This window comes from Caballeronia pedi, assembly GCF_001544915.2.
GTDB lineage: Bacteria > Pseudomonadota > Gammaproteobacteria > Burkholderiales > Burkholderiaceae > Caballeronia > Caballeronia pedi.
Genome location: NZ_FCOE02000016.1, coordinates 69,938 through 96,112, shown reverse-complemented (window position 1 = coordinate 96,112; position 26,175 = coordinate 69,938). Strand labels below are relative to the sequence as shown.

The 26,175-nt window shown below is 62.8% G+C and carries 25 protein-coding genes; 14 read left to right on the top strand and 11 right to left on the bottom strand.

Features of this window, described 5'->3' with window-relative positions; genetic code table 11:
* The 4 genes from AWB80_RS23145 to pdxR all read left to right on the top strand — a co-directional run bounded on the left by AWB80_RS23145 (position 1) and on the right by pdxR (position 5,652).
* Positions 1–825: an IclR family transcriptional regulator gene (locus AWB80_RS23145; protein WP_244206678.1), complete on the top strand. Its 825-nt coding sequence runs from the start codon at positions 1–3 to the stop codon at positions 823–825.
* A gap of 217 nt (positions 826–1,042) precedes the next feature.
* Positions 1,043–2,716 (top strand): GMC family oxidoreductase, encoded by a 1,674-nt coding sequence (locus AWB80_RS23140; protein ID WP_061176977.1) that lies wholly within the window; start codon positions 1,043–1,045, stop codon positions 2,714–2,716.
* Between the two features lie 31 nt (positions 2,717–2,747).
* Positions 2,748–4,061, top strand: a complete 1,314-nt coding sequence (locus AWB80_RS23135) for an MFS transporter (protein WP_061176976.1) — start codon at positions 2,748–2,750, stop codon at positions 4,059–4,061.
* A gap of 73 nt (positions 4,062–4,134) precedes the next feature.
* A complete protein-coding gene (gene pdxR, locus AWB80_RS23130) occupies positions 4,135–5,652 on the top strand; it encodes a MocR-like pyridoxine biosynthesis transcription factor PdxR (RefSeq protein ID WP_061176975.1) in 1,518 nt (505 codons plus the stop codon).
* Positions 5,653–5,662: 10 nt separating this feature from the next.
* On the opposite strand, the gene AWB80_RS23125 is transcribed toward pdxR, so the two are convergent.
* Together AWB80_RS23125 and AWB80_RS23120 are read right to left on the bottom strand one after the other, a co-directional pair.
* Complete coding sequence (locus AWB80_RS23125; protein WP_061176974.1) at positions 5,663–6,196, bottom strand: cytochrome b; 534 nt, start codon at positions 6,194–6,196, stop codon at positions 5,663–5,665.
* Positions 6,193–7,254, bottom strand: a complete 1,062-nt coding sequence (locus tag AWB80_RS23120) for a catalase family peroxidase (protein ID WP_061176973.1) — start codon at positions 7,252–7,254, stop codon at positions 6,193–6,195. The genes AWB80_RS23125 and AWB80_RS23120 overlap by 4 nt, the downstream gene beginning before the upstream one ends.
* 152 nt (positions 7,255–7,406) lie before the next feature.
* Between AWB80_RS23120 and AWB80_RS23115 the strand changes: the two genes are divergently transcribed.
* Entirely contained in the window at positions 7,407–8,339 is a 933-nt protein-coding gene (locus AWB80_RS23115) for an alpha/beta hydrolase (RefSeq protein WP_143328131.1), read from the top strand.
* A gap of 66 nt (positions 8,340–8,405) precedes the next feature.
* Here the strand turns inward: AWB80_RS23115 and AWB80_RS23110 are convergent, their stop codons facing one another.
* On the bottom strand, positions 8,406–8,723 hold the full coding sequence (locus tag AWB80_RS23110) for a hypothetical protein (RefSeq protein ID WP_061176971.1): 318 nt from the start codon (positions 8,721–8,723) through the stop codon (positions 8,406–8,408).
* A 91-nt stretch (positions 8,724–8,814) separates the two neighbouring features.
* Positions 8,815–9,723, bottom strand: coding sequence for a LysR family transcriptional regulator (locus AWB80_RS23105; protein ID WP_061176970.1), 909 nt, complete (start codon positions 9,721–9,723; stop codon positions 8,815–8,817).
* Positions 9,724–9,897: 174 nt separating this feature from the next.
* Between AWB80_RS23105 and AWB80_RS23100 the strand changes: the two genes are divergently transcribed.
* Positions 9,898–10,647 (top strand): SDR family oxidoreductase, encoded by a 750-nt coding sequence (locus AWB80_RS23100; protein WP_061177052.1) that lies wholly within the window; start codon positions 9,898–9,900, stop codon positions 10,645–10,647.
* Positions 10,648–10,653: 6 nt separating this feature from the next.
* Here the strand turns inward: AWB80_RS23100 and AWB80_RS23095 are convergent, their stop codons facing one another.
* The 6 genes from AWB80_RS23095 to AWB80_RS23070 all read right to left on the bottom strand — a co-directional run bounded on the left by AWB80_RS23095 (position 10,654) and on the right by AWB80_RS23070 (position 17,062).
* Positions 10,654–11,742, bottom strand: coding sequence for an ABC transporter ATP-binding protein (locus tag AWB80_RS23095; RefSeq protein WP_061176969.1), 1,089 nt, complete (start codon positions 11,740–11,742; stop codon positions 10,654–10,656).
* Positions 11,743–11,758: 16 nt separating this feature from the next.
* Positions 11,759–12,550 (bottom strand): ABC transporter permease, encoded by a 792-nt coding sequence (locus AWB80_RS23090; protein WP_061176968.1) that lies wholly within the window; start codon positions 12,548–12,550, stop codon positions 11,759–11,761.
* Complete coding sequence (locus AWB80_RS23085; RefSeq protein WP_061176967.1) at positions 12,547–13,485, bottom strand: ABC transporter permease; 939 nt, start codon at positions 13,483–13,485, stop codon at positions 12,547–12,549. The genes AWB80_RS23090 and AWB80_RS23085 overlap by 4 nt, the downstream gene beginning before the upstream one ends.
* 17 nt (positions 13,486–13,502) lie before the next feature.
* Positions 13,503–14,621 carry an ABC transporter substrate-binding protein gene (locus AWB80_RS23080; protein WP_061176966.1) on the bottom strand — a complete coding sequence of 373 codons (1,119 nt, stop codon included), beginning with the start codon at positions 14,619–14,621 and terminating at the stop codon, positions 13,503–13,505.
* Positions 14,622–14,756: 135 nt separating this feature from the next.
* Positions 14,757–16,424 carry a Na/Pi cotransporter family protein gene (locus AWB80_RS23075; protein WP_061176965.1) on the bottom strand — a complete coding sequence of 556 codons (1,668 nt, stop codon included), beginning with the start codon at positions 16,422–16,424 and terminating at the stop codon, positions 14,757–14,759.
* 113 nt (positions 16,425–16,537) lie between these two features.
* Complete coding sequence (locus tag AWB80_RS23070) at positions 16,538–17,062, bottom strand: Rrf2 family transcriptional regulator (RefSeq protein ID WP_244206676.1); 525 nt, start codon at positions 17,060–17,062, stop codon at positions 16,538–16,540.
* A 94-nt stretch (positions 17,063–17,156) separates the two neighbouring features.
* Between AWB80_RS23070 and AWB80_RS23065 the strand changes: the two genes are divergently transcribed.
* The gene (locus AWB80_RS23065) at positions 17,157–18,239 is read left to right on the top strand and encodes an alkene reductase (RefSeq protein WP_061176963.1); all 1,083 of its coding nucleotides are present in this window, start codon (positions 17,157–17,159) and stop codon (positions 18,237–18,239) included.
* An 81-nt stretch (positions 18,240–18,320) separates the two neighbouring features.
* On the opposite strand, the gene AWB80_RS23060 is transcribed toward AWB80_RS23065, so the two are convergent.
* Complete coding sequence (locus AWB80_RS23060) at positions 18,321–18,917, bottom strand: helix-turn-helix domain-containing protein (RefSeq protein WP_061176962.1); 597 nt, start codon at positions 18,915–18,917, stop codon at positions 18,321–18,323.
* A gap of 163 nt (positions 18,918–19,080) precedes the next feature.
* Here AWB80_RS23060 and AWB80_RS23055 point away from each other — a divergent pair, with 163 nt between their 5' ends.
* The 7 genes from AWB80_RS23055 (at position 19,081) to AWB80_RS23025 (ending at position 26,128) form a co-directional block, all read left to right on the top strand.
* Positions 19,081–20,454, top strand: coding sequence for an LLM class flavin-dependent oxidoreductase (locus tag AWB80_RS23055; protein WP_061176961.1), 1,374 nt, complete (start codon positions 19,081–19,083; stop codon positions 20,452–20,454).
* A gap of 31 nt (positions 20,455–20,485) precedes the next feature.
* A complete protein-coding gene (locus tag AWB80_RS23050) occupies positions 20,486–20,998 on the top strand; it encodes a flavin reductase (protein WP_061176960.1) in 513 nt (170 codons plus the stop codon).
* Positions 20,999–21,026: 28 nt separating this feature from the next.
* Positions 21,027–22,457: an NAD-dependent succinate-semialdehyde dehydrogenase gene (locus tag AWB80_RS23045; protein ID WP_061176959.1), complete on the top strand. Its 1,431-nt coding sequence runs from the start codon at positions 21,027–21,029 to the stop codon at positions 22,455–22,457.
* 220 nt (positions 22,458–22,677) lie between these two features.
* The gene (locus AWB80_RS23040) at positions 22,678–22,899 is read left to right on the top strand and encodes a DUF3311 domain-containing protein (RefSeq protein ID WP_061176958.1); all 222 of its coding nucleotides are present in this window, start codon (positions 22,678–22,680) and stop codon (positions 22,897–22,899) included.
* Positions 22,896–24,371: a sodium:solute symporter family protein gene (locus tag AWB80_RS23035; RefSeq protein WP_061176957.1), complete on the top strand. Its 1,476-nt coding sequence runs from the start codon at positions 22,896–22,898 to the stop codon at positions 24,369–24,371. Before AWB80_RS23040 ends, AWB80_RS23035 begins: the two co-directional genes overlap by 4 nt.
* A 58-nt stretch (positions 24,372–24,429) precedes the next feature.
* Positions 24,430–24,924 (top strand): 6,7-dimethyl-8-ribityllumazine synthase, encoded by a 495-nt coding sequence (locus tag AWB80_RS23030; protein WP_061176956.1) that lies wholly within the window; start codon positions 24,430–24,432, stop codon positions 24,922–24,924.
* A 13-nt stretch (positions 24,925–24,937) separates the two neighbouring features.
* Positions 24,938–26,128, top strand: coding sequence for a M20 aminoacylase family protein (locus AWB80_RS23025; RefSeq protein ID WP_087131534.1), 1,191 nt, complete (start codon positions 24,938–24,940; stop codon positions 26,126–26,128).
* Positions 26,129–26,175: the final 47 nt, after the last annotated feature.

Sequence of the window (26,175 nt, the reverse complement as noted above, 5' to 3'; positions counted from 1 at the left end):
ATGGATACGCGAGCCGAAACCGAAGCGTTCGTTCAGTCCGAAGCGACGGAAAGCGCGCCGCTAGTAGATAGCGCCGCGCGTGCCGACACGCCCACGCTGCGCGCATTCAGCGTGCTCGAACATCTCGTGGCCGCGAAAAGCGCGCTGTCGCTCGCGGAACTCGCGAACATCATCGAGCAGCCGAAGGCGTCGCTGCATCGTATGCTGCAATCGCTCGAAGCCGGCGGCTTCGTCGCGCGCGAACCGGGCCAGAAGAACGCCTACGTGATCGGTCCGCGCCTCGAACGGCTGGGCGTCGACGTGATGATGCACAGCGGCGCTCGGCGGCAGCGTCATGCGATTCTTGAGCGCCTCGTCGCCGATCTCGGCGAGACCTGCAACCTCAGCACGCTGCACGACACGCAGGTGCTCTATCTCGACCGCTGCGAATCGCCGTGGGCGCTGCGGCTGGAACTCAAGCCCGGCTCGCACGTTCCCGCGCATTGCAGCGCGAGCGGCAAGCTGCTGCTCTCGACGATGCCACGGGACGAACGCGCCGCGCTGATCCGCGCGATGCGGCTGGAACGCTTCACGCCCAACACCCTCGACGATCCGAACCTGCTGGAAGCGGAACTGGATCGCATCGCGCACAAGGGCATCGCCGTCGATAACGAAGAGTTCGTGCTGGGCATCGCGTGCGTCGCCGTGCCGGTGTTCGATTCGCGCGGCAAATGCATCGCGGCCATCGCCGTGCATGGGCCGGTGTCGCGCATGGCGCTGTCGCGCGCGCTGACGTTCGTGCCGCGCCTTCAAGAGGCAGCAGCCGAACTCACGGCCACATTCTGACGCGCCGCAACACCGATCCTTCGGATATCGAAGCAATAAAGCAGGCTCAGGGACAACCCGAATCACCCTCTCAATTCTGAATCGGAATACGCATTTTCCGTTTCACTTTCGCGAGCTTCCGCGCTTTTCTCTTGGCATCCTTGCCCGCTTCTTCCACATTGAACGAAACGCAAGCGAAGCGATTCGTTCCATAAGAAGACTTCAGGAGACAGGTGTCATGCAGCAGGAAGTCGATTACGTGATCGTCGGTGCGGGCTCGGCAGGCTGCGTGCTCGCCAACCGGCTGAGCGCCGATCCGGGCAATACCGTGCTGCTGCTCGAAGCAGGCGGCGCCGATACGAATCCGTGGATTCACATTCCCGTCGGCTACTTCAAGACGATGCACGATCCCGAGCTCGACTGGTGCTATCGCACGGAGCCGGACGATGCCGTCGCCGGACGCAGCATCGACTGGCCGCGCGGCAAGGTGCTGGGCGGCTCCAGTTCGCTCAACGGCTTGCTCTATGTGCGTGGCCAGCGCGAGGACTACGACCGCTGGGCCGAACTCGGCAACGCGGGATGGAGTTACCGGGATGTGCTGCCCTACTTCAAGAAGTCGGAAGATCAGGAGCACGGCGCGAGCGAATATCACGGCGCGGGCGGGCCGTTGAAGGTATCGGACCTGCGCTTGCGTCGTCCGATCGCCGATCACTTCATCGCGGCGGCGCAGGAGATCGGTATTCCGTTCAACGCGGACTACAACGGCGCGACGCAGGAAGGCGTCGGATATTTTCAGCAGACGGCTTACAAGGGCATGCGCTGGAGCACCGCAAAGGGCTTTCTCAAGCCGGTGCGCGACCGTCGCAATCTGACCGTGCAGACGCGCGCGCAGACGCGCAAGGTGCTGATCGAGGGCAAGCAGGCCGTCGGCATCGAATACATGCATGAGGGCGTCGTAAAGACGGTGCACGCGCGTGTCGAAGTGATTCTCGCGGCCGGTGCGATCGGTTCGCCGCAGATTCTGCAGAACTCCGGCGTGGGACCGTCGAGCGTGCTCAACAACGCGGGCGTTCAAGTCAAACATGAACTACCGGGCGTCGGCCAGAACCTGCAGGATCATCTGCAAGTGCGGCTCGTCTTCAAGACGCGCGAGCGCACCCTGAACGATGAAGTCAATAATCCGCTCAAGAAGGCGCTGATCGGCCTGCAATACGCGATCTCGCGCACCGGACCGCTCACGCTCGCGGCAAGCCAGGTTGCGATCTTCACGCGCTCGTCGCCGGATGTCGCGCGTCCCGACATCCAGTTCCACATGCAACCGCTTTCCGCCGACAAGCCCGGCCAGGGCGCGCATCCGTTTTCAGCGTTCACGTCGTCGGTGTGCCAGTTGCGGCCGCATAGCCGCGGCAGCGTCGAGATTCGTTCGAACGATCCGCTGCGCTATCCCGCGATTCACGCGAACTACCTTTCCGACGAACGCGATCATCCTGTCGTGATCGGCGGCATCAAGGTGGCGCGCCGCATTGCCGCCGCGCCATCGCTTGCGAAGCATATCGTGTCGGAATTCATTCCCGGTTCGGGCTATCAGTCCGACGCCGATCTGCTCGACGTCGCGCGCAAGTTCAGCCAGTCGATCTATCACCCGGCAGGCACCTGCAAGATGGGCAGCGATCCGTTCGCCGTCGTCGATGCGCGCCTGAAGGTGCGCGGCATCGGACGCTTGCGTGTGGTCGATGCGTCGATCATGCCGGAACTCGTATCGGGCAATACGAACGCGCCCGTCATCATGATCGCGGAAAAAGCCGCCGACATGATTCTCGAAGATCAGCGTTACCAGCACGTCACGCGCGTGGAAGACGCGCCCGAAGTCGTTGTGCAAAAACCCATGGCCCATGCAGGCCACAGAGACTGATCACAAGTCTCACACATCACGGAGACAAACCATGAACGCACTGCCCCGAACCGATGGCAAGCAGATGAGACGTGTCGTCGTCGCGAGTCTGATCGGCGCGACGATCGAGTGGTACGACTTCTTTCTATACGGCGTGGTCGCCGGGATCGTCTTCAACAAGCTGTATTTCCCGAGCGGCGATCCGCTCATCTCGACGATGCTCGCCTACGGCACCTTCGCAGTCGGCTTTCTGAGCAGGCCGCTCGGCGGCGTGATCTTCGGCCACTTCGGCGATCGCGTCGGCAGAAAGAGCATGCTCGTGATGACGCTGACGATCATGGGCGTCGCGACGGTGTTGATCGGCATGGTGCCGACGTATGCGCAGATCGGCATCTGGGCGCCTTCTCTGTTGCTGTTCCTGCGCGTGCTGCAAGGCATTGGTCTCGGCGGTGAATGGGGCGGCGCGGTATTGATGGCGTTCGAATATGCGCCCGAGAACAAGCGCGGTTTCTACGCGAGCATTCCGCAGATCGGCCTCGCGCTCGGCCTGTGTCTGTCGTCGGGCGTGGTCGCGGGCCTGTCGCTCACGCTGACCGATGCGCAGTTCCTCGCGTGGGGCTGGCGGCTCGCGTTCTTCCTGTCGTTCGCGCTCGTCGCAATCGGCATGTATATCCGCCTGAACGTGATGGAAACGCCCGAGTTCGCGCGTATTCAGCGAACCGGCAGCGAATCGCGCATGCCGATCGTCGAAGTGATCTCGAAGTACCCAGGCAACACGATTGCGGGCATGGGCGCGCGTTTCATCGACGGCGTGTTCTTCAACGTGTTCGGCGTGTTCTCGATTTCCTACCTCACGGGCACGCTGCATCTGCAACGCACCGACGCGCTGCTCGGCGTGATGGTCGCGGCCTTCGTGATGATCTTCACGATTCCGTTTTTCGGGCGCCTGTCGGATCGCGTCGGGCGTGCGCGCATCTACTTCTGGGGCTCGCTCGCTACGGGGCTTTCCGCGTTCTTCGGCTTCTGGCTCATGAAGAACAGCGGCGGCAACACGATGCTCGCGTGGCTCGCGGTCGTGATTCCGCTGGGCGTGGTGTATGCATCGATCTATGGTCCTGAGGCCGCGCTCTTCTCCGAACTCTTCGATGCGAAAGTGCGCTACTCGGGGATCTCGTTCGTGTATCAGTTCTCGGGCATCTTCGCGAGCGGCATCAGCCCGATCGTCGCGACGTGGCTCTTGCAGCGCAATGGCGGCGATCCGTGGATGATCGCGACGTATTGCCTCGCGGCGGGCATCATCAGCGCGCTGTCGGCGGCGTGGGTCGGGTTGCGGCAGCGGCGCGAGATGGCGTTCTCGGTGGGCTGATCGTCTGCGCTGGCCTTGCGTGCAAGCCGCACGTAATATCTCATCATCGACAGAACTTCAGCAGGAGACATGCATGCCGACCCGCCCAACCGCCACGCTTTGGGCGCAGCTCTTCGAGCGCTCGCGGGTCTCGGGGATGAGCTTGCAGAACCAGATCCGCCAGATGATCGTCAATGCGATCCTGAGCGGTCATATTGCGCCCGATTCCGCGCTGCCTTCGAGCCGCGAGCTTGCCGATCAGCTCAACGTGTCGCGCAATACCGTGGTGCTCGCGTATCAGCAGCTCGTCGAGGAGGGCTATCTCGTATCGCGCGAACGTAGCGGTCATTTCGTGAATCCGGCCACGGATGAATTGCAGCGCGGCTTCACCGCGGCGGGACTGTCCGATACGCCGGTCATCGAGACGCAGCAAGGCCATCCCGACTGGAGCGCGCGCATCAGACACGCGCCGTCGAACCAGCGCAACATCGTCAAGCCGTCGAACTGGCAGAGCTACGAATATCCCTTCATTTACGGGCAATTCGATACCGAACTCTTCCCGACGAGCGACTGGCGCGAGAGCTGCATGCACGGTTTGTCGGTGATGGAAATCCGCAACTGGGCGCCCGACCTGATCGAACGCGACGACGAGACGCTCGTCGAGCAGATACGCACGCGCGTGCTGCCGCGCCGTGGCGTGTTCGCGATGCCGGACGAGATCGTCGTGACGAACGGCTGTCAGCAGGCGCTCTATCTGATCGGCGATCTGTTATGCGGGGCGCAGACAAAAGTGGGCATGGAGAACCCCGGCTATCCCGATGCGCGCAACATCTTCCAGCATCACAACGCGCAGATCGTGCCACTGGATATCGATGAGGACGGCGCGGTCATCGACGATGAAAGCGCGATCGCGCCGTGCGATTACGTGTATGTCACGCCAAGCCATCAATGCCCCACGACCGTGACGATGCCGATCGAGCGGCGGCGCAGGCTGCTGGATTTATCGGTGAAGCATGATTTCATCGTCATCGAGGACGACTACGAAAGCGAGAACACGTTTTCGGGCACGCCGCATCCGGCGTTGAAGAGCCTCGATACGGCGGAGCGCGTCGTGTATATCGGCTCGTTGTCGAAGACGCTCGCGCCGGGATTGCGGCTCGGGTATATCGTCGCGCCGCGTACGCTGATGCGCGAACTGCGCGCGTTGCGCCGCTTGATGATCCGGCATCCGGCGGCATACATTCAGCGCGCGTTCGCCACCTTCCTCGCGCTCGGCCATCACGACACGCTGTTGCGCAAGTTGGGGCGCGTCTATAAGGAGCGTGCTGAAGTACTGATGGATGCGCTCGCAAAACACTTGCCGGAGTTGCGCGCATCGAAGGTGACGGGCGGCGCTTCGTGCTGGGTGGAAGGCCCGCCGTGGCTCGACGCGACGCGCCTCGCGAAGGACGCGCAGGCGCTCGGCGTGCTGATCGAGCCGGGCAGCGTGTTCTTCGCCGATCCCGCCGATGGTCAGCGATGCTTTCGCATGGGCTTTTCAGCGATACGCGCGGAATTGATCGAGCCGGGGGTCCGGGCGCTCGCTCAGGTCGTGCAGCAGCGGCGTCCTTGAAACATCGCGGCTACTTCCACGGCGCCATCGCATGAAAAACACCATCGCGCCGCACGAGCGCATGAAACAGCGCCGCCGCAAGATGCACGACGATCAACGCGAAGAAGCATAACGCGAGAAAGCGATGCGCATTCCACAGCAGCGTGTGCAACTCATTGCTATGCGGCAATAGCGAAGGCACGCGCACGCCGAGCAGCACGATCGGATAATCCGCAGCGGACAGCATGCCGTAGCCGAGCAGCGGCAACGCGATCATCAGCGCATAGAACGCCAGGTGCGACAGGTACGCGGCGAGTTTCATCGGCGCGGGCATGTCGGCGGGTAGCGGGGGCGCGCCGCGCGTGATCCTGACGACGAGACGAATCAGCGCAAGCACGAGTATCGCGACGCCGAGCGGCTTGTGGACCGACACGAGCGTCAGATAATCCGGCCTCACCGTCGACACCATGCCGACGCCGATGAACAGCATCGCGAGAATGCAGACCGCCATGATCCAGTGCAGGGCGCGTTGCAACGGCGAGAATCGCCCGGTGATCGCGTTCATTGCGTGGCTCCTTGCGCGGGCGTGTGCGGGTAATCCTTGTCCTCGGCGGTGCGCCGATTGAACGATACCGAGTAGGCGGCCGAACGCGCGGCGGGGAATGGATCGTCGGACACGCGCATGCCGGAGGGCAGCACGGTCGGATCGAAGTTGATATCGCGGCACGGTCCGTCAGGCTCGGGCTCGATGGTCTTGACGACGAGCGTGCCCACTTCCACCGTGTGGCGGTCTTCCGGCCAGGCCTTGCTCGGGTCGGCGGTGGGGTCGCCGGGATTGGCGACCGAGACGACCATCGCCCAGCGTTGCGGCGCGCTTTGGACGCGCTGCGTGATCTCGGCATCGAGGAAATTCGCGCCCTTCTGCTTCAGTTCGTCCGGCGTCAGGTTCTCAGGCTTCGCAGCCGGAATGAAGGACCAGCGCACGGTCTGGTTCTGTCCTTCCGCGTTTGTGAAGACGAAGCTGTTGAGGCTGTTGTAACGCTCGTCCGCGTACGAGGCCGTCCACGGCGCGCTGCCCGCCCACGCGCCGAATGCCGCGATCTCCGGATGCGCGGTGGCAAATTTCTGCATCGACTCGGGGTCGTTCTTGTTCGCGAGCGCGCGCTGCAGTTCGTAAAAGGCCTGTGGGGTCGCGACGGGAAAGAACGGGGCATCGATCATCGCGGAGCGCCATTCGCTTCCATCGGGCATCACGATGCGCAGGCTCAGGCCGCGCACACGCGCCATCGCGTCGGATGCTTTCGGGTCCGGCGTCGCGAGATTGAAGCGGCCCGTGACGGGATACGTGCCCGACGCGAACATTTTGGCCTTGGAAAGCGCCGCGCCCGAGCCATTCGATTCGAAATCGCCGCTGAAGCAGATACCCTTGGCGTGATTGCGCCTGAAGCCCGGCACCGCGCCGCCGGGCGGCGCGAGACTGCCGACGATTTTCGCGGGCGTGAGACGATGCGGCGTGAGCCAGCCGGCCGTGTAGGCAAAGGCCGCGACCAGCGCGGCGACGATAGCCGCGATGAGGATCAGCGCAGGAACGGGCGAACGTGAGGAAGCGTGTTTGTCAGTCATCGTAGTCTCTCGATCAACGATTCTGTTGCACGGTAATCTAACAGCGTGATCGGAATCGTGCCAGTAACGCGCAAAATTCGCAGATACCCCAGTTATTTGCTTCACTTCGAATACCACAGACGATTCATCGTCCGTCGATTGGAGAACGCCTCGTGTTCAAAAGCGTGACTACGTGCGGCAGTGAGATAGCGCTCTTTTACGAAGCGTTTGGAGACCGAGAAGCGCCACCCGTGCTGCTCGTGATGGGCAACAGCGCCCCCGGTCTGGTCTGGCCCGACGCGTTCTGCAATCTGCTTTCCTCGACGGGATTGTTCGTCGTGCGGTTCGATGCGCGTGATACCGGTCTGTCGACCTACATCGACTTCAGCACATCGCCCTACACGCTCGACGATCTGGCTGCAGACGCCTTCGCCGTGCTCGACGGCATTGGAATCGCGAAGGCGCATGTCGTCGGGTTGTCGCAAGGGGGTGTCGTCGGTTACAGGATGGCGCTGTCGAAACCCGAGCGGGTGACGACGCTCTGCACGATCATGTCGTCGCCCGACATGCGGCCCAAGAACGATGCCTTTGCAGGAGCGCCTGAAAGACCAGGAGAGTTGCCGCGTCCCGCAGCGGGCTACGTCGCGAATGTCATCGCGCTGAACGCGCATGCGCCGACGAGCGTCGGCGAAGTCGCGACACGGTTCATCGAGAATTTCCGGTTGGCTGCGGGACCGAGGTCGCCTTTCGACGAAAGCGCCTGGCAAAAGCTGGGGCAGGCATTCGCCGAGCGTCCGCTGCTGCGCTCCGACGGATTGCAGCCGACACTGGCCAATAACAGCAATCACGCGTTGGCCCAGAAAGCGACGGCGGCGCTGACCGCCGAGCAGCTTGGCTCGATCGGGCTACCCATGCTGATCATTCAAGGGAGTGACGATCCGATCTTCCCGGTGGAGCATGGCCGCTGGGTCGCTGCCGCCACACGGCATGCGACGCTTCGAGTCGTCGAGCGCATGGGGCACGCACTCGACCCGGCCTTTTTCGATCCGATCGTACGCGAGTTGTGCCGTTTTTACTTCGGCGAGGAAATTAACATCGCGAGATGACGCCAGAGCCTGGTAGCCGCGAAACCGGGGACGCAATAGTTTGCGTCCCTCGTCCTTCAACGACCGTTATTGCCCCGCAGCCGGCGACTTCACGCTCGGCGTCGCCAGCGTGTTGTTGCTCGAGGGAGCGATGGTGGTCGTCGTACTGCCGGTGTTGTTACTCGGCAGGCCCGAATTCGGCGCCTTCATGCCCATTCCGCTTTCTGAATTGGTGGTACCCGGCGTGCCATAGCCGCCCGATGGGGCTTGCATTTGATTCGACGGGCTAGCGGTACTGCCGGATGTGCCGCCTCCGTTTGCGCCGCCGGCCGTCTGCGCAAAAGCGCCGCCCGACAGTGCGAGTGCAGCGGCTGCCGCAACGAGTGTGGTGGTCAACTTGCTCATGATCCGTCCCTCCTTGTTTCGGACTGAAAATGGACGCAGACGATCACCGCCTGCTCGGTAAAGACTCCCGCAATCACCGTGCCGCATCCTTTCATCCACATGAAATCCTGGCGGGAAAACGCTCCAGCAGCCAGTCGATAAACACACGAAGCCGATGCGTCACGTGACGGTTCTGCGGATATACGACATGGAACGGATACGGCGGCGGTCGCCATTTCTTCAATATCTCCACGAGCGAACCATCGCGAATCGCGGAATGGGCCGCGTAAGCAAATGTTTGCACGATGCCGAGTCCTGCAATGGCCGCCGCCAGATGCGCGTTGCTTTCGTTGATACCGATGCGATGTTCGGCCTTTATCTCGATCCTGTTGCCGTCGTGCTCGAATCGAAACGGCATCGCCCGGCCGTTTTGGGGTGACATGTAGCTGATCAACCTGTGTCCGTTCCTGAGTTCCTCCGGGTAGGCGGGAACGCCGAACTGTTTCAGATATTGCGGCGTGGCGCACGTGATCATCACGGCATCGCCGATATGACGCGCGATAAGCGACGAGTTATCCAACGGACCGCCGCGAATCACACAGTCGACGTTGTCGCTGATCAGATCGACAGGGCGATCGGCTACGCCCAGGTCGATTCTGATATCCGGATAACGCGCCATGAAATCCGGAAGCAGCGGGATCAGCACATCCCGCGCGGGCGATCCACCGACATCGATCCGAAGATGGCCGCGCGGACTGCCTCGCGCAACGTTGAACGACGAGTCGATGTCTTCGAGGTCTCTGAGAATGCGCGTTGCCTTTGCATAGTAATCCTGACCTTCCGGCGTCACCGTGACGCGTCGTGTCGTGCGTTGCAGCAGCCTTGCGCCCAGATGCGCTTCGAGTTCCCGAACCAGCTTGCTCATCGTGGCGTTGGGGAGATCGAGCGAGTCCGCTGCGCGTGTGAAGCTGCCCGCTTCTACCACGCGCGCAAAGGCACGCATTGCCAGCAACTGATCCATTGCGCTCGCCCCGAAATTGACCGGACGATTATACACAAGCGTGAATAGTCATTTCATTGAACACCATTTATCAACAAACGACCAGCCACTAAAGTTCACCCATGCCCAACGCGACACGCAGTCCGGGCGGGCAGATTCCAACACTCATCGACCATCAACGATATGGAGCAAGTCATGAACAAGTCACTCAATGGAAAGATCGCACTCGTCACGGGCGGCAGCACGGGCATCGGCCTGGCCGCGGCAAAGGAGCTCGCCGAGCAAGGCGCACGCGTATTCATCACGGGCCGGCGTCAGGCCGAACTGGATGCGGCCGCGACCGCCATCGGCCCGGCCGCCACGGCGATTCGCGCCGACGCGTCCGTGTTGTCGGATCTTGATGCCGTCTATGCGCAGATCGCCGCGACGGCGGGCAAGCTGGATATCCTTTTCGCCAATGCCGGCGGCGGCGACATGATGCCGCTCGGCGCGATCACCGAAGAGCACTTCGATCGCATCTTCGGCACCAACGTGCGCGGCGTGCTGTTCACCGTGCAGAAAGCGCTGCCGCTGCTGGTCGACGGCGCATCGGTCATCCTGACTTCGTCCATCACGTCCGTGACGGGCACGGCCAGTTTCAGCGTCTACAGCGCGAGCAAGGCGGCCGTGCGCAACTTCGCGCGTTCGTGGTCGCTTGATTTGAAGGACCGCGGCATTCGCGTCAATGTCGTCAGCCCGGGGCCGATCCGTACGCCCGGCCTGGGCGGTCTCGTGCCCGATGAAGCCCGTCAGGGCTTGTACGACGCGCTGGCGTCGCAGGTGCCGCTCGGTCGCCTCGGCGAACCCGAGGAAATCGGCAAGGCGGTGGCCTTCCTCGCGTCCGGGTCGGCCAGTTTCATCAACGGCATCGAGCTGTTCGTCGATGGCGGCATGGCTCAGGTTTGACCGAGCCTACTTCGTCCGAATCTGCTCGTGGGGGTTTTCATCCAGCACGAGCAGATTGTCGTGCGAAAAACCGAGCGCGACCGGCTGGCCGCGTTCCGGCAAGACGCGGCTGGGATCGTTGAAGATATCGAGCGAAACGATCGCCTGATTCACGCGCGCGCGTATGCGTACCACTGCGCCGAGAAAGCTGATTTCCTCCACGGTCGCCGCGAGCGAATTGCGGCCATTCGATGGCGGTTCCAGCAGGATCGCCTCGGGCCGAAGCGCCAGCACGCGATCCTTGCCGGCATCGTCGGGCGCGAGCGGCCGAGACGTCACGAGTTCCTGTCCGTCCACCGCGATGCGTCCCGTCGCCGGATCGATCACACGCCCGGCGAGGATATTGAGCGTCCCCACGAACGACGCGACGAAGCGTGTGCGCGGAACGTTGTAGATATCGAGCGGCGAGCCGATTTGCTCGACGCGCCCGTCGTTCATCACGACGACACGGTCCGAGATCGACAGCGCCTCTTCCTGATCGTGCGTCACGAAAATCGACGTGATGCCGAGTTCACGTTGCAGCGCGCGGATGTCCTCGCGCAGCGAGACGCGAATCTTCGCATCGAGCGCGGAAAGCGGTTCGTCGAGCAACAACACCTGCGGCTTACTCGCAAGCGCGCGCGCCAACGCGACGCGCTGTTGCTGTCCGCCCGACAACTGCCACGGATAACGCCCGGCGAGATGCGGTAGCTTGATCAGTTCGAGCATTTCGGCGACGCGCGCGTCCATTTGTTTCTGCGAGCGCTTTGCGACCTTCAACGCGAAACCGATGTTTTGCGCCACCGTCATGTTCGGAAACAGCGCATACGATTGAAACACCATGCCGACGGCGCGATCGCGCGTGCGCATGTGCGTGACGTCGCGCCCGCCGAGGCGGATCGTGCCGTGCGTGGGCGTTTCGAATCCGGCGATCATGCGCAGCACGGTGGTCTTGCCGCAACCCGACGGCCCGAGAAACGTGATGAACTCGCCTTGCTCGATCTGCATGTCGAAGCGGTGCAGCGCGATGTTCGGCCCGAACGCCTTGTGGAGATTGTCGATCTCGAGAAATGCCATCGGTTGCGGCCTCGGCTCAGGTTTTATGGCCGGCCAGCGCGCGCGCCGAGCCGAACACCTGGATCAACCCCATCGATGCCCACGTGACGACGAACGCGATGATCGCCAGCGCCGAAGGCTCGTAGGCGCGATTCGCGCCGATCAGTTGCAGGTACGGTCCGAACGCGGGACGGTCGAGCAGGCTCGCCAGCGTGAATTCGCCGATGACCACGGCAAACGTCAGAAACGCGCCGGACAGAATCCCCGAGCGCACGTTCGGGAAGATCACGCGCAAGAGGATCGTCGCCCAGCCTGCGCCGAGGCATTCGGCAGCCTCGGTCAGCGTGCGGACATCGACGGCGCGCATGCCGGCATCGACGGCGCGGTACATGTAAGGCAGCGACAGCGTGACGTAACCGAACACGAGCAGCAGATCGGTCGCGCGCTCGTTGCCGGTGAGCGGCAGAATCGAACTGCTGTTGTAGATGCGCAGATAGCCGAAGACGATCACGATCGCCGGTATCACGAGCGGCAGCAAAGTGATGAACTCGACAACAGGCCGTAGCCTCGGAAGACGCAATTGCACCCAGTACGCAGTGGGCACGACAAGCAGCGCGCCGATCACGATCGTGAGCAAGCCCATCAGCACCGAATAGCCGAACGAAGCCTGAAAATGCGGGTCGCCGAGGACGACACGGTAGGCGTCGAAACTGTATGCGTCGCGGCGCATGCGCAGACTGAACTCGAAGGTCGCCGCAAGCGGTATGAGGAAATACAGTGCGCCGATGATCATCGCGATCCAGGCGCCCGCGCGCGATTGCGTTTTCATCGGCGTCCCCTTTCGGCTCTCGCGCGCAGCCAGATGTAGCCGCCGTTCGACAGCCCCGTGACCACGATCATGCCGAGCGCGAGCGCGTAGCCGAGATTCTGGTTGTGCAGCACGTCGCCGCGAATCTGCGCGTAGAGCAGAATCGGCACGATATTGAGCGAGCTGCCGGTCAATGCATACGCCGTGGCCACCGCGCCGAATGCGTTGGCGAACAGAAGCAGGGTCGCCCCGAGCAGGCTCGGCCACAAGACCGGCAAGCCGATATGGCGCCAGTACTGCGCCGCCGTGCCGCCGAGGCAGTCGCACGCTTCGCGCCACTCGCGTTTCAGACCATCGAGCGCTGGCGTGAGAATGAGCACCATCAACGGAATCTGGAAATACAGGTACGTGATGGTCAGCCCCAGAAAACTGAGAATGCTGAAGCCGGTGGAATAGAGGTTGAAGCCGAGGTATTTTCTTGCCAGCACTGTGACAAGTCCCACGCGCCCCAATGTGCAGATGAACGCGAAGGCGAGCGGCACGCCCGCGAAGTTGGACGCGACGCCGGAAAACGTCATGAGCGTCGGGCGCATCCACGCGGGCAAGCGGCCCTGCACCGCGGCCCACGCGAGCAGCGTCCCGAAGAGCGCGCCGCCTAGAGCGGACGCAACGCTCACTTTCACGCTGATCCAGTAGGCATCGAGCACGGCAGGCTGAAACAGTTCGCGCAGGTTCGCCAGCGTGAAGTGACCTTGCGCGTCCTGAAACGCGCCGATCATCAGAAAGGCGGTGGGCAGCAAAAGAAACAGCAGCGCGAACGCGAAAAACGGCACGACGCCGGCATACGTCAGCCAGCTCGTTTCGGCGCCCGCGCGCGCGGGTCCCGACTTCGGCGCGGGCGCGGCCGGCGTCAGCAAGTCCGGGCCCGACGCGCCCGGTTGCGGCGATGCGCTCATCTCGGCGGTCTCGCGCGCTACTTCACATTCGCGCCCACGACCTGATCCCAACCCTTGGTCACGGCGTCCTTCGTGGCGTTCTGCTGCTCGAGCGTCGGGAAGACGGCGTTGCTATAGGCCGATGCAGGCGGCAGCTTCGCGAGCAGCGCCTGCGGCACCTTTTTCTGCGCGACGAGTTCGTTGTAGCGCATCGGATGACAATATCCCGCCAGCCAGCCGAGCTGCCCTTCGTCGGAGTAGAGGAATTCCATCCACAGCTTCGCGGCATTCGGATGGGGCGCATAGGCGCTGATCGCCTGCACATAGACGCCGGCGACGACGCCTGTCTTCGGCACGATCACCTGTACTTTCGGATTGCCCTTGAGCGTGTCCCGATCGGCAAGCGCGTTGTAATCCCAGCGCACGATGACCGGCGTCGTGCCTTGCGCGAGCGACGCCGCCTTGCCGATCACCGGCACGAAGTTGCCGCTCTTGTTCAGATCGGCGAAGAATTTCAGTCCCGCCTGGTCGGCCTTGGCCGCGTCGCCTTTGGTTTGCGACAGGCCCGCCGCGTAGACCGCCTGAATCGCCTGATTGGCGGAACGCGGATCGCCGGCGAGCGAGACCGCATTCTTGTACTCCGGCTTGAGCAGATCGCCCCAGTCGGCCGGCGGCTTGTCGATCATGTCTGCGTTGACTTCGAAGGCGAGCACGCCGTAGTAGTCGCCATACCAGTAGCCGTCGGCATCCTTGGACGCAGCCGGGATCGAATCCCATGTCGCGACCTTGTAAGGCTGCAACAAGCCTTCCTTCTTCGCGGACGGCCCGAACGACAGACCGACGTCGATCACATCGGGCGCCTGCGGACCCTTGTTGCCCTTGTTCGCCTTGATGGCTTCGATCTCGTCGCCCGAGCCCGCGTCCGGGTTGAGTTCGTTGACGTGAATGCCGTACTTCTTCTGGAATGCGGCGATCAGCGCGCCGTAACCACACCAGTCATGCGGCAATGCGATGGTGGTCAACTGCCCTTCCTGCTTCGCGGCGGCGACGAGCGCGTCGGGTGGCGCAGCCGATGCGGCGTCGATGACGCCCCCGCTCAGTCCCGCCGCTGTGGTGATCGAAAGGACACGGCACGCCCAGATACGCTTCATCGTCATCGCTGTTCCCGATAGGAAGATAGTGCGTTGAAGAGATCCGCCGATTGCCGATGCAGGCTAAATTCAATTCCCCGGATTTGCAAGCTGCCAAAAAAGTACGAGCGCGCGTTTTGTCGAATGTAAGGCGGAGTGCGGTCACTCCTTGACGTGCAGCGTGTCGAGAGAACGCTTGCGCAGGCGGGTATCGTGCAGCGCGCCGGCCGCTTCGAGCACCGGATACGCCGTCGAACAAAAGAGCGAATTCAATCGCTTCATATTGCTGATGAGATCGAGGTGAAGCGCGCTGGTCTCGATGCTGCGCAAGGTCTGACCCGCGAGACGATCCAGATGCTTGTGCGAATACGCGCGCTCCAGATCGCGGAAGCGCTCCTTTTCCGCCAGCAGTTGTTCGGCGCATCGCAGGTCGTTGTTGAGGAACACCGACAGTCCGAGCCGCAGATTGCTTACGAGCCGCGCGTGAAGATCGTCGAGTTCGCCCAGACCCTGCTCCGAGAAGGCGAGGCGCTGCGAAATCTTCTTCTCTTCGATGTCGCTCACGATGCGCTCGATGATGTCGCCCGCGTGTTCGAGATTGATCGTCAGCGAAATGACGTCGGTCCAGCGACGGCTTTCCGCCAGGTCGAGCTGCTCGCGAGAGATCAGCGTCAGATAGGTTTTCACTTCCGCATAGAGCTGGTCGACGTCGTCGTCCATGCGCATCGTCTCGCGCGCGACGGCGAGATCATTGTGTCTGAAGAGATTCGACACGTTATCGAGCATGACGCGCACGATGTCGCCGATGCGCAGCACTTCCCGCGAGGCATTCGCGAGCGCGAGGCTCGGCGTCGCGAGCCCGGCGGGATCGAGGTAGAGCGGACGCAGCTCGCCTGTCGCGACCGCGCGATCGGGCAAGAGGCGCCGGCTGATCGCGGCGACCCGATCGACGAGCGTGACGCAGGCGCAGCAGCGCACGAGGTTGTAGATCACATGGAAGCCGACCACCGCTTCGCGCGGATTGGATATCACAACCGGCAGGCCGCGCGCGAGCAGCGATGCGAACGGCAGGATGACGATCGCGCCCGCCAGCTTGAATGCGAAGCTGCCCGCCGAGAGACGCCGCGCCGCCGCGTTCTGCGGCAGCGCGTTGAGCAGGGCCAGCAGGCCGCTGCCGAGATTCGCACCGACCACCAGACACAGCGCGACCTTCAGCGAGATCACACCTGACTGGGCCAGTGTCGCCGTCAGCAGAACGGCGGCGAGACTCGAATACGAGAGCATCGCGAAGCCGGCGCCGACGAGCGCATCGAGCATGGTGTCGCCGGTGAGCGCGCCGAACATCACGCGCACGCCCGCGCCTTGCGTCATCGGCTGCGCTGCCTCGACGATCAGATGAAGCGCGAGAAGTATCAGTCCGAGCCCGATGATCGTGCGCCCGACCTGCCCCGCCCGGTTCTGCTTGCGCGTGAGGAACAACGGCACGCCGAACAGGATGAGAATCGGCGAAAGCCACGACAGATCGAGCGTGAGCACGCGCGCCATGAGCGCGGTGCCGACATCCGCGCCGAGCATGACGGTCAGCCCGGCCGTCAGCGGGACGAGTCCTTGCGCGGCGAACGACGTGATGATGACGGCGGTGGCATTGCTGCTTTGTACGAGGCTGGTAACGCCGATGCCCGCCAGAAATGCGCGCATCCTGCTTCCGGTGCTACGCCCGAGAATCGCGCGAAGATCGGCTCCGAGCACCCGGAGAATGCCAGTACGGACGATATGCGAGCCCCACACCAGAAGGGCGACGCCGGAGAGCAGATTGAGAAGAACCAGCACGGCAGATCGATTTCCTCAAAACAGGACGTGACGCTGACGCCAGGCGGTTGAAGACTGGTTTATGACAGTAGTGTTACATAGTTGGGCGGGTTTTGAGTGAAGTTATCCGCGTGTCATCGCCCGGATGCAAGCGTCTCGGTCAGAATCGCCTTGATCGTTTTTTTGGCCAGCGTCGTGCGCATGCCATGGTCGATGGCGTCATACACGCGGCTCAGCGGCAGACCGATCCCCTTCCCCACCGGGCACCGCTGACTGGGTCTCGCCGCATGCAATGCGAACTGCGCGCCCTCTTCGAGTGCATCGAACACATCGAGCAAGGTAATCTCGTCGGCTCGTTTCGCGAGGCGCCACCCCGCATTCACGCCGCGATAGCTTTCGACCAGACCCGCCCTCGCCAGATAGCCGAGCATGCGGCGAATGACCACCGGATTGGTATTCACGCTTGCCGCGATACGGTCGGACGTGACCGGACCGCTTTCCCTGCGCGCGACGAGCGCCATCCAGGTCAGAATGTGAGTTGCTATCGTCAGGCGGCTATTTGCGCTCATTTCCTCATGCTCTTCATCTTTCGATATAACTATATTGGTTACATCTGAAAGCGTCAAACGATGGAATTTGGATACTCCGCTTTTCGACAATAGAGCATTCCAGACCCGACATTGTGTGCGACCCTGGAGATGGATACGATGTAACTACTATTGTTACATCAAGTTTCCAGCGAGGACTCCCAAAATGTCGATACTCTTCGATCCTGTTCAGATCGGTGCGCTCAAGTTGCGAAACCGGATCGTCATGGCGCCGCTCACCCGCATGCGTGCTTTCGATGAACGCGCTCCGGGTGCGCTCAATGCACATCATTACGCGCTGCGCGCGACGGCCGGTCTCATCATTACCGAAGCCACATCGGTGACGCCGCAGGGCGTCGGGTATCCCAATACGCCGGGCATCTGGAGCGAGAAGCAGGTCGCAGGATGGACAAAGCTCGTTTCCGCAGTTCACGATGCGGGCGGCCTGATCGTGTCGCAACTGTGGCATGTCGGCCGCGTGTCGGACCCCATCTACCATGACGGGCAACCGCCGGTTGCGCCGAGCGCAATCGCACCGCAAGGTCATGTCAATCGCGTTCGGCCCGTGCGTCCCTATGCGGTTCCCCGCGCGCTTCTGACTGAGGAAATTCCCGGCATCGTCGAGGATTTTCGGCGCGGCGCCGAGAACGCGAAACGAGCTGGCTTCGATGGCGTCGAGCTGCATGCGGCGAATGGCTATCTCTTCGATCAGTTTCTCCATGACGGATCGAACCAGAGAAGCGATCGCTACGGCGGATCGATCGAGAACCGCGCGCGTTTTCTGCTAGAGGCGGTCGATGCGCTTCTGACCGTGTGGCCCGCCGATCGCATCGGCGTGCATCTGAATCTGATGTCGAGTTCATACTCGATGCATGATTCGAATCCCCGTGCGCTTTTCGGCTATGTGGCAGAGCAACTGGATGCGCGTCACATCGCTTTCATCTTTGCTCGCGAATCGCTCGAGCGCGGAGATGAACGCATCGGGCGCGAAGTGCGGCGCATCTTCAAGGGTGCGTTCATTCTCAACGAGGGCCTGACGAAGGAGAGTGCGGAGGAAGCTATCGCACGCGGTGAAGGAGATGCCGCGGCGTTTGGTCGTCACTTCGTGGCGAATCCAGATCTGGTCGAGCGGTTTCGACGCGGCGCGCGCCTCAACGAGGTTGATGTGGAAACGATTTATCGGGACGATGAAGCTGGGTACAACGATTATCCGTTGCTGGGAGAAGTCGCAGCGTTGTCGGACCTTTAAGCATTGACTCGGGCAGGCTACAGAGCATCAAGTCTGGCAGCGGACCTCAGTTCGCTGCATTCGCCAAGGAATCTCCCTGCCCTAACGTTTGACCAGCCCCAGTACGTAAGTGCACGCGCTATCGGTCGAATTGACAAACGTGCATTGCACAGGCGGCCCGAGTTGCAGGCAATCGCCCGCATTGAGCGTATGCGTGACCTCACCCTCCTCGAATAACAGCGTGCCCGATGTCACCCAAATCTGCTGATGCTGGAAGGTGAACGCGGATGGCGGGTAGGACACTTTCGTGTGCGCGGGCAGATTGACCTCGACCAATTCGAGCACCGAACCATTCAGTGGCGACAGCACGCGCCGTGTGTAACCCGTCTCCGGATCTTTCCAGACAGGCTGCGCATCCGCGCGGCTGATTCGCAATCCCGCCTGCTCGGCCAGAGCCAGCAAGGTCGATAGTTGCAGTCCGAACGCGCCGGACAGACGGCCGAGCAAGGTCGCGGTCGGGCTAGCCTCGCCGCGCTCGATCTTGCTGATCATGGCTTTCGATACGCCAGAGCGCTCCGCAAGCTCGGAAAGCGACCAGTTTCGCCGTTCGCGCTCGATCTTGATGCGCGTGGCAATGGCGTCGGTCGGGTCATTCGTCACGCGGAGCCTCCTGGTCGGTTGGATATCGGAGCGACGCATTATAAGCGGCGGCCATGTTCGGCCCGCGGCGCAGGTCGGTCACGGACTTTCAACGCCGAGCGTAAACCCTGAGGCAAATTCTTATTTATCGTAGCCGTTCGTCCACTATAGTAAACGCATCAAGTTCAGGCGTCGCCGGGCGCCATCGAATAAGGACACGACTATGCCGCAGGAAATCCGCCTCAACGCATTCGACATGAACTGTGTCGGCCACATTCAGCAGGGCCTCTGGACGCATCCGCGCGACCAGTCCGGCCGATACTCCGAACTCCAGTACTGGATGGACTATGCGAAGAAGCTCGAAGCCGGGCTTTTCGACGGCCTGTTCCTCGCGGACGTCGTGGGCGTCTACGACGTCTATGGCGGCAGCGCCGACGCCTCGCTGCGCGGCGCGGTCCAGGTGCCCGCCAACGACCCGCTGATGATCGTGCCCGCCATGGCGGCCGTCACGAAGCATCTGGGCTTCGGCGTGACCTGCAACCTCACCTACGAACAGCCTTTCCTGTTCGCGCGCCGCATGTCGACGCTGGATCATCTCACCGGCGGGCGTATCGGATGGAACATCGTCACCGGCTATCTGGACAGCGCGGCGCGGGCCATCGGCATCGATCACCAGCTTGCGCACGACGACCGCTACGACCTCGCGGACGAATACATGTCGCTCGTCTACAAGCTCTGGGAAGGAAGCTGGGCGGATGACGCCGTGCTCAACGACCGCGAGGGCGGCGTCTATGCGTCGCCGTCGCGCGTGCGCTCGATTCATCACCACGGCGCGCAATACAAGGTCGATGCGATGCACCTCTGCGCACCCTCGCCTCAGCGCACACCGGTGCTCTATCAGGCGGGTTCGTCGACGCGCGGCAGGCAGTTCGCCGCGACCCACGCCGAGTGCGTGTTCGTGAACGGGCAGAAGAAGGAAGGTATCCGGGAAATCGTCGGCGACATCCGCCAGAGGGCCGTCCAGTACGGCCGTCGGACAGACGACGTGAACATCTTCATGGGTGCGTCGCTGGTGATCGGCCGCACGGACGCGGAAGCGCGCGACAAGCTCGAAGACTATCGGCGCTACGTGAGTTCGGAGGCGGCGCTTGCACATGCGGCGGCGTCGCTGGGCATCGACTTCTCGCGTTACGACATCGACGAACCCATCGACACGCAGAAGAGTCAGGCCATCGTCTCGAATGTCGAAGCGATGACGCGCAGCGCGGGCCCTCAATGGACACGTCGCAAGCTGCTCGAACAGATGGTGCTCGGCAGCCGGCAGACACCTTGGGTAGGCTCGGCGCAAAGCATCGCCGATCTGATGATGGCCTGGGTGGAGGAAACCGGCATCGGCGGTTTCAATCTGTCGCGCACGGTGGTGCCCGAATGTTTCGACGACGTCGTCGACCTCCTGATTCCGGTCCTGCAGGAACGCGGCGCCTACAAGACGGCGTATCGCGACGGGACTTATCGCGAGAAGCTCTTCGGCCATGCGCGCCTGCCCGGATCGCATCCGGCGGCGCAGTATCGCGGCGGCTTCGAGCAGACCCTTTGATATCTCATCTTCAACCAGATCGGGCGAAATCATGATCAACAAGACAAGCTTCCGAGAAGCCATGGCGGGCCTGGGTGCGTCCGTCAACGTGATTACCTCCGATGGCGTCGCCGGGCGCGCGGGCTGCACCGCCTCGGCCGTATGCGCGGTCACCGACGAGCCGCCCACGCTGCTCGTCTGCATCAACCGGTCGAGCCGCAATAACGCCATCATTCGCGAGAACGGCGTGCTGTGCGTCAACGTGCTGTCGGCCGACCAGCAAGACATCGCCGCGCGCTTCGCGACCAAGGACGCCAGCATGGACGAACGCTACGCCTGCGGCGAGTGGAACGCGCTCGAAACCGGTGCGCCGGTCCTCGCGGATGCCATCAGCGCGCTGGATTGCGCGGTCCGATCCACCACGGAAGTCGGCACCCACACGGTCTTCTTCTGCACCATCGAAGCCACCCGGACACGCAGCGAAGCCGATGCGCTCATCTACTACGCGCGCAATTTTCATCGCGTCGGCAACACGGCTGCCGCTCTGTCGGCTGTAGCGGCCTGAAACGTCGAATTCCGATCGAGATTCTTCAATGGCATTCAATTACCCAAAGATTCAGTTGCTCGTCGACGGCCAGTGGCGCGACGCGCCGGGTCAGCCGGTCATCAGCCCGGCCGACGAAACCGTGATCGGCATGGTTCCGCACGCAGCACCGCATGACCTCGACGACGCGCTCACCGCAGCGCAAGGCGGGCTTCAGGTCTGGAAGCGCACGTCGCCCGCGCGACGCGCGGAAGTCATCCTGCGTGCGACGGAACTGTTGCGCGAGCGGATCGAGACGATCGCGCCGGTCATCGCGATGGAGCAAGGCAAGACGCTGGTGCAGGCGCGCGCCGAAGTGCTGCGCAGTTGCGACCTGATGGCCTGGGACGCGAATGAAGGCAAGCGTCTGTACGGCCGCGTGATTCCGGCGGAACCGGGCATGCGGCACACGGTGATCCGCGAACCGCTCGGCGTCATCGCTGCGTTCACGCCGTGGAACTTCCCGATGAGTTCGCCCGCGCGCAAGGTCGGCGGCGCACTGGCGAGCGGCTGCTCGATCATTCTCAAGCCGGCAGAGGAAACGCCGGCGGGCGCGGTCATGCTCGCGACCGCACTGATGGATGCGGGTCTTCCTCCGGGCGTGCTCAATCTCGTCTACGGCGACCCCGCGCAGATTTCGGAGCATCTGATCTCGAACCCGGTCGTGCGAGGCATCACGTTCACCGGCTCCACGCCCGTCGGCAAGCACCTCGCCGGGCTCGCCGCGCGCTTCATGAAGCCGGCGATCATGGAGCTAGGCGGACACGCGCCCGTGGTGATCAGCGACGACATCGACGTCGATTCGGTCGCGCTCGCCTGCGTAAAGGGCAAGCTCAATAACGCCGGGCAGGTCTGCGTGGCGCCGACGCGCTACTTCGTGCATCGCGCGGTCTATGACGCGTTCGTGTCCGCATTCGAGCGGCATGCGAAGCAAATTCGTGTCGGCCATCCGCTCGAATCCGGCAGCGATATCGGCCCGCTCACCAGCCGCCGCAGGCTCGAAGCGATCGAAGCGCTGGTCCAGAACGCGCTGGATGCAGGCGCGCGTCTGATGTGCGGCGGCAAACGACTGCCGGGAGCGGGTTACCTGTTCCCGTTCACGGTGCTCGCCGACGTGCCCGAGTATGCCCGCATCATGCACGAGGAGCCTTTCGGACCGGTGTGCCTCGTCACGCCGTTCGATTCGCTCGATGAAGCCATCGCCCGGGCGAACGCTCTGCCCTTCGGGCTCGCGGGCTATGCGTTCACGCGCTCCGCCGCGACGGCATACCGGCTGGGACAGGAAATGGAGGTCGGGAATCTCGCGATCAACCATTTCGTATCGGCGGTCTCGGAGACGCCCTTCGGAGGCGTGAAGGAAAGCGGCTACGGACGCGAGGGCGGAACAGAGGGCCTGGAGTGCTATACGACCGTCAAGAGCATCTCCCACCTGATCGTCTGAACCGCGCGTCGAAGTCGAATCTGACCTGATTGCATCGGGCGGGAATCGGCCAGATCACCCTACGTGAAGTTTCCTCGCGCTCCGGCGCGCGCAAGACGGAATGCCGGCGGTGAGCATTCCGGGGCAAGGCAACACCGCAAAGGTTGACGGCGTTCTCGTCCGGGATATGGCATCCCGCGGCTGCGCTCGTCTTTTCATCATAAAAGCTTGTGGAGTCTCGATGCGTCCCATCCACACCCTCGTCGTTTTGCCGCCCGCGTTCGTATTGCTCGGGCCTTTCTTTCTGAATCGCGTGACGCCGTTCGTTCTGGGCATGCCGTTTCTGCTTGCGTGGCTGGCCGGGACGCTCGTCATCACGTCGATCGTGATGGCGCTCGTCTATCGCTCCGACAGCAAGCACCGCGTCAAGTCCAGTGACGAAATGGCGGGAGACCATGCATGAATAGCGCACTTTTGATCATCTTCGCGGCCATGGCGCTCGCGTTGTTCCTCGGGATCCGTGCTCGACCGGGCAAAGGCATGAGTCTCGAACAATGGGCCGTCGGCGGGCGCGGATTCGGCACGGCGATCGTGTTTCTTCTGATGGCCGGAGAGATCTATACGACGTTCGTGTTTCTCGGCGGCAGCGGATACGCGTACGGACACGGTGCCGCCGCTTACTACATGATCGGCTACGGCAGTCTGTGCTTCGTGCTGTCCTACTGGCTGCTCCCGCCGATCTGGCGATATGCGAAGCAGCGTGGCCTCATCTCGCAACCCGACTTCTTCGCCGCGAAGTACAACAGCCCGTTGCTCGGCGTGCTGGTGGCGATCGTCGGCATCGTCGCGCTCATTCCGTATCTGGTGCTGCAACTGAAGGGGCTGGGCATCATCGTGACGGTGGCCTCTTATTCGGCCGTGTCATCCACGCAGGGCGTCTGGATCGGGGCCACGGTCGTCGCCGTCTATGTGGCGCTGTCCGGCGTGCATGGTTCCGCGTGGACCTCGGTCGTGAAGGACATTCTCGTGATGGGCGTCGCGGTCTTTCTGGGACTGTATCTGCCGTTCCATTACTACGGCGGCATCGGCGCGATGTTCGCCGCCATCGACGAAGCGAAGCCGGGCTTCCTTGCCTTGTCGTCGCGTGGTGAAAGTCCGGTGTGGCTCGTCTCGACGGTGCTGCTATCCACACTCGGCTTCTACATGTGGCCGCACATGTTCATGGCGACCTACACCGCCAGGCGCGAGGACGTGCTGCGCCGGAATGCCTATGTGCTGCCGATCTATCAGCTCATGCTGCTGTTCATTTTCTTCGTGGGCTTCGCGGCGGTCCTGCGCATCCCGGGCCTCAAGGGTACCGAAATCGACCTTGCGCTGCTCAAGATCTCGATGGCGACTTTCGATCCCTGGTTCGTCGGCGTGATCGGCGCGGCCGGCGTGCTGACGGCGATCGTCCCCGGCTCGATGATCCTGATGACCGCATCGACCCTGCTTGCGAACAACGTCTACCGTGTGGCGCGCCCGAACGCGAGCAAGCAGCACATCGCCGCGTCGGCCCGCTGGATTGCGCCGGTCATCATGCTGGGCGCGGTCTTCTTCACGCTTCAGGGCGGCCAGACGATCGTGTCGCTGCTGCTCATGGCGTACGCCCTCGTGACGCAGTTGTTCCCGGTCCTCGTCGCCTCGCTGCTGCGCCATAACCCGGTCACGCGAGCGGCCGCGTTCGCGAGCATCATCGTCGGCGAAGCGACCGTCGCCGCCGTGTCGCTCACCAGGAGCACGATCGCTCAACTATTCCCGTTCCTTCCCGATGCGCTGAAGGACCTGAACGTAGGCATCGTCGCGCTGGTGCTCAACGTGATGACACTGGTCGTCGTGACCTTGCTCACGAGGCGCGCGACCGATGAAGCTCGCAGCGGCGCGACGGCGCTTTGACGAGCACGGCCCTTGCGAGCGTTTCAGACTCTCGCAAGGGCGTATCGAGGATGACACGATGAACAGACATTCCGAAGACTTCGAGTCCGGGTTCAAGATTGCCTACGTCGAGGCGGGATGGCACCAGGACATTCTGGCGCCGGGCCGGGAAGCCTTCGCGCGCCGCATGCAAGGCAAGGGCCTCGACGGCAGCCGGATCGACTACTTCACCGTTCCCGGCGCTTTCGAGATTCCGCTGTTCGCGCGGCGCCTCGCCGCCAGTGGACGTTACGCCGCGATAGCAGGCGCGGCATTCGTCGTCGACGGCGGAATGTATCGTCACGATTTCGTCGCGAGCACGGTCGTCGACGCATTGATGCGCGTGCAGCTGGACGAGAACGTCCCGGTCTTCTCGATGGTGCTCACGCCGCACCACTTCCACGAGCACGCGACTCATCTGCAATTTTTCAAGGACCACTTCTCGATCAAGGGCAGCGAGCTGGCCGAGGCCTGCATGCAGCAGCTACTCGGCCTCGAAGCCCTCGACAGGTATCGGGTCGAGACGCTGACATAGACACCGGAAGAGCATGAATCCAGACACGACAACCCGGCTCGGCGAGCTGATCGACAAGCATCTGCCCCGATGGGTTTCGCTGAGGCACGACCTGCACGCGCACCCGGAGCTGCGCTACGAGGAAGTCCGGACCTCGGACGTGGTGGCCGAAGAGCTGCGGCAGGCCGGATACGAGGTCACGCGAGGGCTGGGAGGAACCGGCGTGGTCGCGAGTCTCCCCGGCATCGACCCTGCTCGCGCGATTCTGCTGCGCGCGGATATGGACGCGCTGCCTATCCGCGAAACCAGCCAGCACGCGTATGCGTCTCGTCACGAAGGTCGCATGCATGCCTGCGGTCACGATGGGCACACCGTGATGCTGCTGGCCGCTGCACGCGTTCTCCGGCAGCTTCCGGCACTGCCCGGCACGGTTCACTTCGTCTTTCAGCCTGCCGAGGAAGGCGGCGCCGGGGCGAAGCGCATGCTCGACGAGGGCCTGCTGGATCGATTCCCCAGCGAGGCGGTATTCGCGATGCACAACTGGCCCGGTCTTCCGGCGGGACACTTCGGCTTGCGCGCGGGACCGATCATGGCTGCCGGCACGCGCTTTCGTGTCACGGTGAAGGGCGTCGGCGCGCACGCGGCGCAACCGCATCGAGGTGTCGACCCCGTGCCGATCGCGTGCGCGCTCGTTCTTCAATTCCAGACGCTTTGCGCGAGACACAAGGACCCGGTCGACCCGGCCGTGCTGTCCGTGTGCATGATCCACGCGGGAGAAACGGACAACGTGTTGCCTGAAACAGTCGAGATGCGGGGGACCATCCGCACCTTGTCGTCCCGCTTGCTGAATGAACTCAAGGAGAGCGTGGACCGCCTTTGTCAGGGCGCGGCGCAATCTTACGGCGTGCGGATCGAGACGGAGTTCTTTCAGTACTACCCCGCGACCGTCAATACGAAGGCCGAGACCGATTTCTGCGCGGCCGTGCTGCGCTCGACCTTCGGCGACGAGCGCGTTCATCTGGACGTCGAGCCCAACATGACCTCCGAGGACTTCGGCTTCATGCTGGAGGCCCGGCCGGGCGCGTACGTGCTGGCGGGAGCGGGCGGCGATGCAGGTCTGCATCACCCGGCCTACGACTTCAACGACACGCTCATTCCGGCAGGCGTCCGCTATTGGGCGGCGCTTGCACACGATTACTTCCAACGCCCCGTCGAGGCGCGCTGATCCGCGTGTCAGCGCGACACAACAGGAGATATCACTTTGGCAATGGC